This window comes from Cupriavidus sp. BIS7, assembly GCF_000292345.1.
Classification (GTDB): Bacteria; Pseudomonadota; Gammaproteobacteria; order Burkholderiales; family Burkholderiaceae; genus Cupriavidus.
Genome location: NZ_ALOU01000009.1, coordinates 210,050 through 225,252, shown reverse-complemented (window position 1 = coordinate 225,252; position 15,203 = coordinate 210,050). Strand labels below are relative to the sequence as shown.

9 protein-coding genes and 1 pseudogene are annotated in these 15,203 nt (G+C 62.2%); 2 read left to right on the top strand and 8 right to left on the bottom strand.

From position 1 onward, the window contains the following. Positions 1-141: 141 nt before the first annotated feature. The 4 genes and pseudogenes from B552_RS27105 to B552_RS0103810 form a co-directional block, all read right to left on the bottom strand. Positions 142-1,269 (bottom strand): annotated as a pseudogene (locus B552_RS27105) (CaiB/BaiF CoA-transferase family protein). Positions 1,270-1,875: 606 nt separating this feature from the next. Further along, entirely contained in the window at positions 1,876-4,017 is a 2,142-nt protein-coding gene (locus B552_RS0103820; RefSeq protein ID WP_019447683.1) for a 3-hydroxyacyl-CoA dehydrogenase NAD-binding domain-containing protein, read from the bottom strand. Between the two features lie 31 nt (positions 4,018-4,048). After that, positions 4,049-5,254 carry an acetyl-CoA C-acetyltransferase gene (locus B552_RS0103815; RefSeq protein WP_019447682.1) on the bottom strand — a complete coding sequence of 402 codons (1,206 nt, stop codon included), beginning with the start codon at positions 5,252-5,254 and terminating at the stop codon, positions 4,049-4,051. A gap of 40 nt (positions 5,255-5,294) precedes the next feature. Continuing rightward, positions 5,295-6,929 carry a long-chain-fatty-acid--CoA ligase gene (locus tag B552_RS0103810; RefSeq protein WP_019447681.1) on the bottom strand — a complete coding sequence of 545 codons (1,635 nt, stop codon included), beginning with the start codon at positions 6,927-6,929 and terminating at the stop codon, positions 5,295-5,297. A 458-nt stretch (positions 6,930-7,387) separates the two neighbouring features. Here B552_RS0103810 and B552_RS0103805 point away from each other — a divergent pair, with 458 nt between their 5' ends. Continuing rightward, positions 7,388-8,368, top strand: coding sequence for a phosphotransferase family protein (locus B552_RS0103805; RefSeq protein WP_237718159.1), 981 nt, complete (start codon positions 7,388-7,390; stop codon positions 8,366-8,368). A 184-nt stretch (positions 8,369-8,552) separates the two neighbouring features. Here B552_RS0103805 and B552_RS0103800 read toward each other — a convergent pair whose 3' ends face one another. Next, entirely contained in the window at positions 8,553-9,044 is a 492-nt protein-coding gene (locus tag B552_RS0103800; protein ID WP_019447679.1) for a hypothetical protein, read from the bottom strand. 230 nt (positions 9,045-9,274) lie between these two features. On the opposite strand from B552_RS0103800, the gene B552_RS0103795 reads away from it, so the two are divergent. Next, positions 9,275-10,435 (top strand): acyl-CoA dehydrogenase family protein, encoded by a 1,161-nt coding sequence (locus B552_RS0103795; protein WP_026035292.1) that lies wholly within the window; start codon positions 9,275-9,277, stop codon positions 10,433-10,435. A gap of 37 nt (positions 10,436-10,472) precedes the next feature. Here B552_RS0103795 and B552_RS0103790 read toward each other — a convergent pair whose 3' ends face one another. From B552_RS0103790 to B552_RS0103780, 3 genes are all read right to left on the bottom strand, one after another. Then, complete coding sequence (locus B552_RS0103790) at positions 10,473-13,013, bottom strand: LuxR C-terminal-related transcriptional regulator (protein ID WP_019447677.1); 2,541 nt, start codon at positions 13,011-13,013, stop codon at positions 10,473-10,475. 308 nt (positions 13,014-13,321) lie between these two features. Beyond that, entirely contained in the window at positions 13,322-14,173 is an 852-nt protein-coding gene (gene nadC, locus B552_RS0103785; protein ID WP_019447676.1) for a carboxylating nicotinate-nucleotide diphosphorylase, read from the bottom strand. Between the two features lie 30 nt (positions 14,174-14,203). Next, positions 14,204-15,193 (bottom strand): 4,5-dihydroxyphthalate decarboxylase, encoded by a 990-nt coding sequence (locus B552_RS0103780; protein WP_019447675.1) that lies wholly within the window; start codon positions 15,191-15,193, stop codon positions 14,204-14,206. Positions 15,194-15,203: the final 10 nt, after the last annotated feature.

Sequence of the window (15,203 nt, the reverse complement as noted above, 5' to 3'; positions counted from 1 at the left end):
TGCTTGTGAGGCGCCGCGGCGTTACCGGCGCTGCATTGCCTGGCTCGTGCTGTTCGCTTTGATTGAAGCATTCCTCGCGCATGCACTTGAAGGGCGTACATCGAATCGCATATCTCGAGTGGAGCGCAATGGCTAGACTGACTACTGCTTGCCTTGGCGGTCCTCCCATTCGCGAAGGACGGTATCTGTATGCCCCCCGCGCTGCGGTATCTGCCCGGGATTGGAGGGGGGAGTGGCGGAGAAGCGTGGCGCGGGATTTGGCTGAAGCACGCCATCATCAACCCTGTAGACATTACGCGCCTGCATGTGTGGATGCTCGGCTGCTTCGTTAGGGGTTAGCACTGGTGCAAAGCATGCGTCGGTCCCTTCCAGGAGTTCGCACCATTCGGAGCGCGTGCGCGTTTCGAAGAGCGCCGCAAGCCGTATGCGTAGGTCTGGCCATGCGCTGGCGGTATAGCAGTCTTCAAAAGCGTGGTCTGATTCCAAGCCGAGCCGGCGACACAGTTCCCGATAGAACTTTGGCTCGAGCGATCCAACTGATATAAACGCGCCATCTGCGCATCGGTAGGTGTTGTACCAGTGCGGGCCATCCAGCAAACTCTCGCCGCGATCGGTGTGCATCTTCCCTGCGGCCTGAAGCGCCAGCAGAAGGGTGGTCATATGCGCGCTGCAGTCGACGATGGCCGCATCAACGATCTGCCCAGTTCCGGTGGCACGAGCATGCATGATTCCGGCGAGCAGACCTACCGCGAGATACATGGCGCCGCCGCCGATATCGCCAACCAATGTGGGAGGCGGCAATGGGGGCTGGCCCGGCTGCCCGGCGTACCAAAGGGCACCGGAAAGCGCGAGATAATTGAGGTCATGACCGGCGGTATGTGCAAGGGGGCCATGCTGTCCCCACCCTGTCATGCGCCCGTAGACGAGTCGTGGATTACGCTGCAGGCAAACGTCTGGCCCGAGGCCGAGCCGCTCCATCACGCCGGGACGCATGCCTTCAATCAGGGCGTCGCAATGCGAAACCAGCGACAGCAAGGTGTCGACGCCGTCTGGCGTTTTGAGATCGATCGCTATTGACCTTTTGCCGCGCTGCATTAACGCAAATTTGCCCAGTTATACGTTTTCTGCGTTGGGCTCGATGCGATCGACAACCACTACATCGGCACCCAGGTCGGCCAGCAGCATGCCGCAAAATGGGCCAGGGCCAATACCCGCGATCTCGAGTATGCGGACCCCGAACAGGGGGCCGCCTTGTCGGTTCGGTTTCATCAATGATCTCCATCTTTGTCCAGGCTTCAGCAGCCTTCGAAGGTTCGTTGTTTGGCAAAGGCGGCTTGCTCTGGACGTTCATTTCGCACCAGTGGTGCTGGCGATGACTTGATTGCCGGTGTTTTTGCGAGCGACTAGACTTGAATTCTCCTGTACCGGGGTCCGCTGCGGAGCGGACGGGAGCCGTGGTTTCAAGAAGAAGGATGTCTATTCACGAAGGAGTCTGAAAATGATCGCCAAACGCATTTTGTGCGGTGCGGTCGTGTTCGCCACCTTGGCCATTTCGGCTGCGGCTATCGCTACCCCCACCTCCACCGTTACCACTATGGTTAGCCACCCCGATTCGCAACCGATGTCACTACGTAGTGGCAAAGCTGCGCAGTTCGCCTATGGGTCAACGCAAGGCGTTTATGGCCCATACTCCACTTGTGCCTCAGTGCGGGACGTGTACAACCCGTACACCGACGGGCAGCACACCAATTGAGTCTGGCGGATCTTCTGCACAGGGGGCGGCCGCCATGACGGCAGCCCCCTGTTCAGTGTCTGGTGTCGGGCAATAGCCCGAAAAGTGAACTCCCTCGGCACCGCGTCGCCTGCCCCGCAGGCTCAGTTGTTCGTGTTCCTGTAGAACACTTGCCGTTCCGTGCTGCGCTCACGCAGCGATTCCGGGGGGGCGAAGCGCGGACCATAAGCAGCAGCCAACGCATCGCAACTGTGTAGGAAGGCGCTCACATCCACAGTCTCGATCATCGACAGCGGCCCGCCCGTCCAGGCCGGGAACCCCAGCCCGAGGATGGCGCCGATATCGGCGTCGGCTGGCGCGGTGATCACCCCTTCATCGAGGCATCGCACGCTTTCCAGCGCCTGGATATAGAGCAGGCGCTGTCTGACGATCTCCACGTCGGGTTGGTCCGATGCCAACGGAAAAACATCGGACAGGCCGGACCAGAGCCGCTTGCGGCCGCCGGCCGGATAATCGTAGAACCCACCCCCGGACTTGCGCCCGAGCCGAGCGAGTGTATTCATGCGCGAGATCACGGGGCGCGCATGGTTGCGCAGAAAGCGATTGTCCAACCCGTCGGCCCTGGCCTGGTCGACCACACGCTGCTGGAGATCTAGCGACACCTCGTCGAGCACGGCCAGTGGACTGGCCGCCATGCCAGCCATGCGGGCCGCGTTCTCGATCAGTGCCGGACTGATGCCTTCCGAGAGCATGGCCATCGCTTCATCGACATAAGTGCAGAAGATACGACTGGTGAAGAAGCCGGGGCTGTCGTTCACCACGATCGGTGTCTTGCGCAGCAGGCGGGCAAGATCCATTGCGCGCGCCTGTGTCTCCCGCGAAGTCCGCGCGCCGATGATGATTTCCAGCAATGGCATACGTTCCACCGGGGAGAAGAAATGCATGCCGATAAAGTGCTCGGGCCGATCCGAATAGTCTGCCAGGCCGGTAATCGGCAGTGTCGAGGTGTTGGAGGCCAGGATGGCGTTCTTCCCTAGTACTTCGGAGACATGGCCCAGGACTTCGGATTTGATCGCCCGTGTTTCGAAAACTGCCTCGATTACGAAGTCGCAGTCGCGCAGGTCGTCGTAGCGGGCAGTTGCTGAAATCAGGGCTTCGCAGCGCACTGCGGCCTGTTCTCCTCCCGCACGCCTGGCAATGTCCACGGCTCGCGCCTTGCCGTCATCGGCCTGTTGCCGTGAAGCGTCAAGCAGCACAACGGGGAGCCCGGCGTGAGCTGCCGCATAGGCGATGCCGACGCCCATCATCCCAGCGCCAAGCACGCCGAGTCTGGAGACCTGAGACGCGGGCACGCCGGAGGGCCGGTGCGCGAGCCTTTCATGGCGTTTGCGATTGACGAACTGAGTGCGGATCAGGTTACGCGCCACCGGGTCGGATGCAAGCTGCGCAAAGTAGCGGGCTTCGACCGCCATACCGCGATCGAACGGCAACTGCGTTCCCTCATAGACTGCCGAAAGGATGGCAAGCGGGGCGGGGTAGTTGTCCTGAGTGCGGCTGCGAACCTGTGCCACGCCTGCGTAGAAGCTGCGAGAGGCGTGTCCGGCCAGCGCCCCTGCGCCGCCTGGAATGCTCCATCCCTTGCGGTCCCACGGCTGGCTGGCATCGCGGTTGGCAAGCACCCATTGGCGTGCATGCTCGACGAGATTGTCGCGCGGCACGACCGCGTCAACGATGCCGAGTTCCAGCGCACGGGTGGCGGACACTGGATTGCCGTCGAGCAGCAGCGGCAGCGCGGCTTCAATACCGATCATGCGCGGCAGGCGCTGTGTGCCGCCGCCGGCGGGCAGCAGGCCGGCCTTGACCTCGGGCAGCCCGATGATACTGGCGGGGTCGTCGGAGATGGCCCGGTAATGGCACGCCAGGCACAGCTCAAGGCCCCCGCCGAGCGCGGCGCCATGTACTGCGGCCGCGAACGGTTTGCCACCGGTCTCCATACGGCGCATGAACTGGTTCTCGGTATCGAAGCGTGGTGCCGCCAAGGGACCGCCGCCAATGACAGCGTCGATGGCCGCACTCAGGGCCTTGAGATCGGCACCGGCCATGAAGCCATCCTTGCCCGACGTGATCACCGCGCCCACGATTGCCGGGTCCTTGTGGATCTGGTCGATGGCAGCACGCATCTGCTGCGTGAACTCGTCCGTGTATACGTTGACCGACAGGCCAGGGCAGTCGATGGTGACGAGGGCTACGCCCTGCGCGTCCACGGTAAGGGAAATGGTGTTCATTTTCGTGGGGAGTCAGAGGGACAGCGATTCGTCAGATCCGTTCGATCAGGGTGGCAGTGGCCTGCCCCGCGGCAGCGCAGAGTGTGACGATGCCGCGTTGCAAGCCTCGGCGCTCGAGTTCGTCCAGCAGCGTGCCGAGCAGGATCGCCCCGGTCGCACCGAGCGGGTGTCCCAGCGCAATCGCGCCGCCGTTGACGTTCAGTCTGTCCGGATCGATATCGAAGGCGCGTTGGTAGGCAAGTGGCACAACCGAGAATGCCTCGTTGACTTCGAACAGGTCGATGTTCCCAATGTCGAGCCCACAATGCGCAAGCAGCTTGCGGGTGACGGGTACCGGGCCGCCGAGGTTCATGATCGGATCGCTGGCAACCGACGCGAAATGACGGATCCGCGCGCGCGGCCTGAGCCCGGTGCGCTCCCCGAAGCCGCGACTGCCGACCAGTACCGCGGCGGCACCGTCGACGATCGCACTCGAATTGCCGCTGGTGTGAACGTGGGGGATGTCCTCCAGGTGAGGATAGTGGCGCAATGCGATGGTGTTGAATCCCTGCTTGCCAGCCGCGGCGAACGCCGGAGCCAGCTTCGCCAGATCATCCATGGCGGTGCCGGGTCGAATGGCTTCATCCTCCGCCAGGACAACCTCGCCGAGCGTGTTGCGCACGGGGATCAGCGACTTCGAGAAATAGCCTTTCGCACGGGCATGTGCGGCGCGAAGCTGGCTTTCCATCGCGTAGGCATCCACGTCCTCACGCGTCAGGCCTTCCAGCGCCGCGATCAGATCGGCCGCCACGCCATTCGGCATATACGGATAGCGCCGCGTGACGGCCGGATCGGTATAAATGGCGCCGCCATCGGAGCCGATTGGCACTCGCGACATCGATTCCACGCCACCACCGATGGCAGCCTCGATACGGCCCGCCATGATGGCGGCCGCGGCCTGGTTCACGGTGTCGAGACCGGAGACGCAGAAGCGGTTGAGTTGGTAGCCGGGCACGGTGTTGCCATAGCCTGCGGCAAGAAGCGCCGTCCGTGCCAGATCCGCACCTTGTTCGCCGAGCGGCATGACCACGCCAAGGCCGAGATCCTCGATCACGCGTGGATCGAATCCATTGCGGTCCCGCAGCCCTTGGAGCGTTTGCGCGGCAAGCGATACCGGCGTGATCTCGTGCAATGCACCGGTGTTGCGGCCCTTGCCCCGCGGCGTGCGCACGGCGTCGTACAGGAAGGCGTCGTTCATCTTGGTCTCGTGAAGAAGGGGATTGCGATGCCGAGAGAGTTCAAAGCCGGTTCATCAGGTAATTGCCGTAGCGCTCGCGGAGCTTTAGCTTGAACAGCTTCCCAGTTGCCGTCAGGGGAATGCTGTCGACGAACAGGACGGCATCCGGACGGCTCCACTTCGCGATCCTGCCTTCGAAGTGCTGCAAGACTTCCTGTTCGGTCAGTTCGCTGCCCTGCTTCAACTCGACGATCAGTAGCGGCCGCTCTCCCCACTTGGGGTGGCTGGCTGCAATGCAGGCAGCAGCCTGCACGCCCGGCACGCCGGCAGCGATGTTCTCGATCTCGACCGACGAGATCCACTCGCCGCCCGACTTGATGACGTCCTTGCTGCGATCAGTCAATCGCATGAATCCGTCGCTACTGATCTGGGCGAGATCGCCGGTCGGCAGCCAGCCATCCTGCAGTGCGCTTTCCGTGGCCTTGAAGTAGCGAGCGGTGGCCCATGGAGCGCGCACCTGGAGATGTCCGGCAGAACCATCCCAGGGCAGCGGTTGCCCGTTGTCATCCACGATGCGCATGTCGGCGCCCGCGACGATGCGACCTGCAGTGGCAAAAATGGCCTTGCGACGTTCAGTGGGAGGCAACGCCGCCTGAGACTGAAGCGGCTGCGCGCAAGTCGTCAGCGCGGCCGTTTCCGTCATGCCCCAGCCCTGGTATAGCTCGACACCCAATTCGGCGTAGGCTTCGATCATGGCGGGAGGCGTGGCCGCACCGCCGAGTAGCAGGCGGCGCAGGGTGCTGAAGCGCAGCCCGCGGTCCTGCATATGACGCAGCAGCGAGAACCAGACGGTCGGCACTCCGATGGCGAAAGTAACGCCCTCGGCCTCGATCAGGCGGTACAGGGACTCCCCATCGAGCCTGGCGCCGGGTAGCACCAGGCGCGCGCCGGTCAGCGTCACCGAGAACGGCGCTTCCCAGGCGTTGGCGTGGAACATGGGAACTACCGGCATCACGACCTCACAGGCCGATACATTGTGTGAGTCGGGAAGGGCGCACGCGTAGGCGTGCAATACGGTGGCGCGGTGCGAGTAGACGACGCCCTTGGGGTTGCCAGTGGTACCCGAGGTATAGCAAAGGAAAGCAGCACTGCGCTCGTCGAGGACCGGCCATGCGTAGCGGCCGTCGTGCCGGGCGAGTAGTGCTTCGTAGTTCAGTGGTTGCTTGCCGCCGATATGCATGCCGGCGGCCGGCTCGCCGAGCATGATCCATTGCATCACGCTCGGGCACTGGTCGGCGATCTGTGTGACCAGCGGGAGGAAGTCTGGCGAGAATACAACGATGCGGTCCTGCGCATCGTTGATGATATGGAGAATCTGTTCGAGGAACAGGCGCGGATTGATCGTGTGGCAGATCGCACCCATGCCGCTGACGCCGAAGTACAGCTCGTAGTGGCGATGGTCGTTCCAGGCCAGCGTCCCGACACGATCGCCGACCTGCACACCCAGTTCGCCCAGCACCTGGGCAACCTTGCGGGCGCGAAGCTCGCAATCGGCGTAGCTATGGCGATGGGTGATGCCGTCAATGACCGAGACGATGCCCGATTCATGATGGTGGCGGGCTGCCCCATGCAGAAGGTTGGACAGGAGCAGGGGGATATCCATCGAATACTGAAGCTGGAGCGATTCGGCGCTCATGTGTTCTGTCTCCATGTTGCGAATTCGGTCGATCTTCGGCGCCACGCGCACCGATGTCACTCAGCGTGGCGGAAGTTGCAGGGGAAGTATGGTGAACCCGTGTGCAGTCCGCCTCGTTCGATGGGATGAATTCGGGCCGTCCCGAAACGGCAGACCGGACAGGGCGCAGCACATTTCATCCCATCGAATGAGGCGGACTGGCGCGTTGCCAACCATAATCCCGTTGTCCGATTTGGCAACTACTGAAGATTGCCCGGCAAGCGCACGCCTGTTCCCGACTCTCGACCTTCATGACCGGCGCGGTGCCGGCTGCCCACGGCGGCCATCTGGTTTCCTCCCTCTGATCTTTCGGCAGAAGAATCCCCATGAATTTTTCGCAATTGGCCTCCGACACAACGCTAGCCACAGCGAGCCCCATTGCCGGTGTCGGCATCCATATCGCCAGCCTGGCGGTCTGGATGCGCGCGACGGGGTTGGATACGACTGGTCTGCATGTGCGCGGGTTGTCGGGCGGCCAGTCGAATCCAACCTTTCTGGTGCAGACAGCGAAGCAGTCGTTCGTCCTGCGCAAGCAGCCTTCTGGCGAGTTGCTGCCCTCGGCACATGCCATCGACCGGGAGTACCGCGTGATGCAGGCACTGGCCGGCACGGGAGTTCCGGTGCCACGCATGGTGGCCTGGTGCGATGACGCTTCGCTGCTTGGCACGCGGTTCTTCATGATGGAGTTCATTCGCGGCAGGAACTTCATCAATCCGACTCTGCCAGAGCTCTCAGTGGCCGAGCGCAAGGCAATCTATGCCGACGTCAATCGCATTCTGGTCGCTTTGCACGACGTGGACTACCGCGCCGTTGGCCTGGAAACGTTTGGTCGGCAAGGCAACTACTTTGCGCGGCAGATTGATCGCTGGAGTCGTCAGTACCGCAGTTCGGAGGGTTCTCGCATCGAGGAAATGGAAGCGCTGATGGCATGGCTGCCGGCGCATATTCCTGACGGAGACGAGACCTGCCTGGTACACGGCGACCTGCGCATGGACAACCTGATCATCCATCCGACCGAACCGCGGGTCGTTGCATTGCTTGACTGGGAGCTTTCCACGCTGGGTCATCCACTGGCAGATCTCTCATACTTCTGCATGTCGTGGTGCGTTCCGCCTGACCTGTGGCGAGGTGTCGCGGGTGTCGATCTGACCGCAATGGGTATTCCGCAAGAGCATGCCTTCGTCGAGGATTACTGCCGCGCACGCGGCATTGGCGCAATCCGGCATTGGGACTTCTATCTTGCCTACAACCTGTTTCGCATGGCGGCCATCCTGCAAGGCGTTGCTGCCCGCGCGGCGGCCGGCAACGCAGCGGCAGCCGACGCGGCGAGCATGGAAGCCAAGGTGAGGCCTTTGGCAGAACTTGCCTGGCGATGCGCACGCCGCAGTAAAGCTCAGTAGGCTCAGCAAAAAATGGGCCGCGCGAGCGGCCCTAAACCCTTGCACGCCGAGGAGGGCCCTGGAGGCAAGAGACAAGACAGGCGTAGTTTGTCAGCGGCCAGCGGCCGGCGACCAATATCCGGTCAGGGCTGAAACGGCTGCACGCTGCGATCAACCACGCGCGGCGTACATGCGAAGGCCTTTGCTAATCCTGTTTCGGCGTTGCCAGAGGGTGGATCACCTCGCGGGAATAACTGAAGGTGCGCTGGATATCCAGTTTTTCGATGCGCCAGCCATGGTCGGGCTCCAGCTTCAGTTCACATGTCACGTCAACGAGAAGGAAAGGCAGGGAACCTGGCACCGGCAGAACCGGGGGAGATCCATCGTCATAGAGGTGCAGCCCCAGTGTATAGATTGCAGTGGCGCTCTGGGCTTCCTGCCTGACCAGGGCGAAGTTGTTGACGATATGGCGCGCCACCTGCGTTGCCGATCGCTTGCGCAAGGAGTCTTCGATCTGTCGTGCGCCGCGCAGCAACACGCCGCCGCGTTCCCACAGGCAGTTGGGCGAGATCTGCGCCATGGCAGAAGGAAAATCGCTTCTGTCCAGTGCATGGTAGAAGAGCACGACGCTTTGCTGGCACGCAATCAGGCATGCGTGAGCTTCGGATGCATTCATATTTTCGATGGTGAGCGTCAAGGACCTCAAGGACCTCAAGGAACAACAATGATGACCACTGAGTGCGGAAAATTATGTGGCTCGATGCCCGAGCATCGCCTCATTCGAAGGGATGATTTGTTGCACGGGACACAGGCGTGAAATGCAGGGCATCGCTTTTCATCACTTCGAACGAGGCAGACCTGCCCCGGTCTCGCGATAATCCAGGGAAGCCTGCCGAACGCAGTGCACTTTCACGAGCCGGAGCGCGCATGAGCACAAGACGTCGAATCTTCGAAGCGGAGCATGAATTGTTCCGCGAATCCGTAGCTCGCTTCGTGACTAACGAAGTGGCACCGCACGTGGACGAGTGGCGTCGTGCCGGGCGGTGCGATCGCGCCATTTTCGAGGCGGCCGGTGCGCAGGGCCTGCTGCTGATGTGGGCAGATGAGCAGTACGGCGGCGCCGGGGTGAGGGATTTCCGGTATGAGCAGATCGTGTATGAAGAGATGATCCGGCATGGCGATATTGGCGTGTATCTCACGCTGCACTCGCGTCTGGTTGCTCCCTACATCGCTCGCCTCGGCACTGACGAGCAGAAGGCTTGTCTGCTGCCGGAAGCTGCGACTGGGAAGCGCATTCTCGCCATTGCCATGACCGAGCCGGGCACCGGATCCGACCTCGCAGGCATACGGACCCGCGCGCAGAGGACCGCGGGCGGGTGGCTGTTGAACGGGGCCAAAACGTACATCTCGAACGGCATCAATGCGGACACTACAATCGTTGTAGCGCGTACTGATCCGGACCAGCCACGCGCTTTCGGCCTGTTTCTCGTGGAGCGCGGGATGCCAGGCTTCGAGCGCGGTCGTCGCCTGGACAAGCTGGGCCTCGATGCCCAGGACACCGCCGAACTGTTCTTCGACCAGGTGTTCGTACCGGATGCCAATCTGCTGGGGGATCCGGTCAAGGGTCTGAGCTATCTTGCAGAGGGTCTTGCCGAAGAGCGCCTGCTGAGCGCCTGCCAGTCTCTTGCCCATGCCCAGGTGGCTCTCGATATCACGCTCGACTACGTAAAGCAACGGCGTGCGTTTGGACGGCCGATCGGAGCGTTCCAGAACACGCGTTTCGTGCTGGCGCGCAAATATGCTGAACTCGATGCGATGCAAACATGGATTGACACGCTGGTGATGGAGCACAACGCTGGCCATCTCGATGCGGTGTCTGCCGCCTCGGCAAAGCTGCTCACCTCGGAGCTGGAGGGGCGTTTGATCGACGAGTGCCTGCAGCTTCATGGCGGCGCTGGCTATATGGAGGAGTATCGCATCAGCCGTATGTACCGCGACGCCCGCGTGTCGCGCATCTATGCGGGTACCTCGGAGATCATGCTGGAGATCATCAGCCGTTCGCTGGGGCTGCGCGAGAACATGGACTGACGTGACCGGGGTCGGTGTGCATGTACGCCGACCCCGGTCAGGTGAGCAGTCCAGCCTTTCGTGCCAGTGCGACGGCATGTGTGCGGGATGATGCATTCAGCTTGGCATTGATGCCACGCAAGTGGGTCTTGATGGTTGCCTCGGATACGAACAGCTTGTCGGCCATCGCCTTGTTGCTCAGACCGTCGGCAAGGAGGACGAGGACCTTGCGCTCGGTTCGCGTGAGTTCTTCCAGTGGAACGGGGGCCATCGTCTGAGAGGATGCCGTGTCCGATTGCGCGGCATCGTTGCCACAGAGCCTGGCCAGACGGTCCCTCAGTTGCTGCAGGAATGTGCCAGTCACCGAGTCGACCGCGGGAGAATCGGCGCTCTGAGCCAGAGCGTCCAGCAATCGGAGCATTGGTGCGCCTTCGTCAGTGAAGGTGGTGACAAAGCCTTCGCCCGCCGCAAACTCAACGGCTTGCAGGCATTCGCGCCGCGCGTTCTCGGCTTTGCCGCCCGCGTACAGAGCCAGCGCAAGCAGGATGCGCAACTTCAGGGCGCGACGGGCTCTCAAAGCCTTCTGAGCCTCGGCAATGGCAGCGGAGAGCTGCTGTACTGCCACAGCCGGGTCACCGCACGCAATTTCCAGTCGCCAGCGCGCGAGGTCGAGAGAGTCGACATCGTTGGCATGGGGAATGAATGACTTGCCGAACGACCACGCGTCAAGCGCTTCCGCCGCGGCCAACTCTGAGCGGGCACCGATATGGTCGCCTCGCAGAAGGGCGATACGTGATCGCTCGAGCCGCACGCCTGCAACCATGCGGAGCTGGCCGGTACGGTATCCGATCTGCTCGCAATCGTGCAGCCACAACATGGCGTCCTCATCGCGGGACTCGGCCAGAGCGCATCGGCAAAGCACCACGAACGTGACGATCAGTGGGTCGGTATGCGCTGCGGCACGGATCAGTGGCAGGTACGCGGTGAGCAGGCGTTGCGCTTCGGTGCACTGTCCGGCTTCATACAATGCCTCGGCCAGGAATGCCCCCGCAATTTCCTGGCCGTCGATGCGGGGCGCCTGTGTGCCTGCGTCTGGCTTGTGTGCGCCACGGTATCGGGCGAGTGCCTGGCGCAAGCGTCCCTGAATCAGGTCGATCAGGCCGTCGAAACAATCGGCGATACGCATGTTTGCGCCCCCGCCGAATGCACCATGCACCTGGCGGCTGTTGTCCAGCATCCGGCGTGCCTGGTCGAAGTTGCCAAGATATATGTGGCAGCAAGCGTGCGAGTTTAGCTGTATGCCGTACGGGAAGGCGTGCGCCGGCGAAAGCGTGCGCGCACACGCTTGCCAGGCTTCGAAGGCCTTGTCCAGCTTGTCGGTGAGCGCCAGGATGAAAGCGTGCAGCGCGAGCATATGCGCTGCGATCTCTGTGTCGCGCTCACCCGCCTCCCGCATTCCTTCCAGCAGCTTCAGTGCCCGGTCACTGCGGTGCAGGAAGGTCAGAGCCCATGCATGCACCAGGCGAAGCCGCGGTCGGTTCGACAAGCTTTCCGCGGGCAGGGCATCGAACCAGCGAGCCAGCAGGCGGACCCGTCCCTGCCAGAGGATCGGCTCCGCATGCTGTTGCAGCAGGTCAAGGGCGCGATTGGTGTCGGCGCGCAATGCATGCTCGATGGCCGGAACCGGACGTCCCTGTTCGGTGTACCAGTCGCTGGCCAGGCGGTTCAGATTGTCGATCTCGTGGGTGTCGTACTCCAGTGCCAGGCGCGCGAAGAGAAAATCCGCGAAGAGGCTGTGATAGCGATACAAGTTGCCGGCGGCATCAAGCCGGACGAGAAACAGATTCTCGTCAGCCAGTCTGGCAAGCATCCGCGCGCTGTCGCGCCGGCCCGTCACGGCATTGCACAGGCTGGCGTCAAAGGACCGAAGCACGGAGGTGCGGAGCAGGAAGTCGCGCACCTGCGGTGGCTGTTGCGACAGCACATCCTCCGCCAGATAGTCCGAAACGGCGGCATCCGAGCCAGAAAATGCATCAATGAACTGAGAAGCGTGGCTGCAGCGATTCATGGCTAGCACGCCGAGTCGGATGGCGGCGACCCATCCCTCCGTGCGCGCGTGCAACTTGCGCAGGTCTTCCGAGCCCAGCGTTTGACAGACGTGCTCCCTGAGATATGCGGCCGCTTCCTCAGGCGTAAATCGGAGCTCTTCCGTGCGGATCTCCAGGAGTTCTCCCTGCGCGCGCAACCGACCGAGACCCAGCGCAGGTACAACACGTGATCCGATGACCAGCTTGCCGTGCGCTGGCATCTGTGCAAGCAGCTCCCGTATGAATTCAGAGGCCTCAGGGTTGACCAGGGTCTCGAAGTCGTCGAGGAATATTGCGAAGGGGGCGGTGAATTGCTCCAGTCTGCCAGCCAGTGTATCGGGGGGCAATTCAGACGCCTGCGCACCCGCAGCATTGGCGCAGCCTTGTCCGAGCTGGTCGATCGCCGCGTTGAGCGATTTCAGGAAGACAGGGAAGTCATTGTCGTCGGCGCCAAGCCGGATCCAGGCGGTGCGTATGCCTTCGGCCACCCATGCCGTATGCATGTCCAGCATGGCTCCGGTCTTGCCGAAGCCTGCCGGAGCCTGGACGACTACCAGGCGAATCTGCTCTGCCTGCCTCGTTGACACGATCAGCCGGGCCCGTCTCAAGTGTGTGGGCAGCAAAGGCGGAGGCTGGTGCTTGGAAGGTGGAGAATGCACGGCAGACACGGGAGTGGGGCGGCAGATAAGGAGCCAGGAAACGAGACGTCGCTTGCATCATGCCGTACCCGGCGATGGCGGTCATTTTGGCATGGCGTGACCACACGGGGGAGGCAATTCGCCGATTGAATTGTTTCCAACCCCGTGATGAGAGTCTGGCGTCAGGAAATACGCATTGAATAGTCGACAGGCAAGATTTGCTTGGTCAGGTTGCCAATGGAGATACGCTGGATACCGACCTCGGCCATCCCCCTGACCGTTTCGAGCGTGACTCCCCCGGATATCTCAAGTTCCGCACGTCCTGCCGCCATTCGCACTGCCTCGCGCATCTCGTGGACCGGCATGTTGTCGAGCAGGATCAGTCTTGCACCATGCTGCAGTGCCTCGTTGAGCTCGGAAAGCGTCTCGACTTCGATTTGGAGGAACGAGGCAGAAGCCGCGTACCGATGCGCATCGCGCATCGCTGCTCCTATGCCGCCCGCTGCGGCGATGTGATTCTCCTTGATCAGGATGGCATCGGACAGGCCGAACCGGTGGTTGTATCCACCACCCATCCTGACGGCGTAGCGTTGTGCATGGCGCAGACCGGGCAGGGTCTTGCGCGTGTCGTAGATCCGCGTGGACGTCCCCGCCACGGCTTCCACGTAGCGGGCCGTCCTGGTGGCAATGCCCGAGAGCAGTTGCAGGAAATTGAGCGCCGTGCGTTCTGCCGCCAGTATGGCGCGCGCATTGCCTTCGATGAGACAGACGGACTGATTTTCGGCGATGCGGTCGCCGTCTGCGGCTGCCCACGTCACACGGGCCTCCGGGTCGAGCCGCATGACCGCCCGTTCCACCCACGCCGAGCCGCAAAGTCTGGCATCCTCGCGCGAAATGATTGTGGCGCGTGCGCTGCGCTCGGGCGGAACAAGCATGCCGGTCAGGTCGCCGGCCCAGTTGTCCTCGGTCAGGGCGCGTGCGACATCGCTTTCGATGTGTGCGCGCAGGTCTTGTTGCCGGAGCGTATCGGTCAAAGTGTGATCCTCCTTGTTGTGCGGGGCTGGTCAGATTTTCATCGTTTCGTAGGTCCCCGGGTGGAAGAGCTCGTCCACGGACATGAGGCGCCTGGAGAGGCCCTGCGCGTAGTGGTGCCGGACAAAGGTCTCCAGCGTTGCCCGATTGGGTGCAACACCATAGGACCAATAGTCCTGGCCCATCGATTCGCGTGCAGCTTTGAGCTGTTCCTCCACGAAGGGCAGGGTAACCTTGGTTGCGGAGGTGTCGGCCAGCTTTTCCAGCGCAATAGCCTTGGCCTGCTCGAAGGCCTTGAGCGTGGCGGCAGGCAGCCAGGGGTGCCGGTCCGCAAGCTCTCGGCGGATGCCTACTACGTGCATGATGGGGAATACACCGGTGCGCCGGTAGTAGTCCTTGGCCGTTGCAGTGGGATCCGGAAACAGCCAGCCAATGTCGGGATTTTGGGCGGCGGCACGTCCCGGAGGGCGGGGTGCGATGAAGGCGTCGATGTCGCCCCGGTCAAGCATGTCAGAGATCGTGTCGCCATCTGGCGCGCTCTCAAGGCGAATATCGGAGGGCAGGTCCAGCTTGATCTTCTCGGGGCGGCCAGGCTCGTCGATGCCGCCACGGACCCACGTGACGTCTTCCGGCCGCACCCCATAGTCATCCTGCAGGATGGCGCGTGCCCAGACGATCGCCGTGAGCTGGTATTCCGGTACACCAATCCGGCAGCCTTTCAGGTCTTCCGGTCTGCGGATACGGTCCTTGCGGACGTAGATCGAGGTATGGCGAAAGGCGCGCGAGAGAAAGACAGGAATCGCCACGTAGGGACTCTCTCCCTTTGATGCCTTGACGAGATAGCTGGAGAACGACAGTTCGCTGATGTCGAATTCGGTATGACGGAAGGCCCGGAAGAACATCTCCTCAGGCGAAAGCGTCATGCAGACCGGATCGACACCATCGATCTGCACGTCGCCGGTAAGCAGGGCGCGCGTACGATCGTAGTCGCCCATCGCAATCGAAAGTTGCAACTTGCTCATTAGTGGTTGC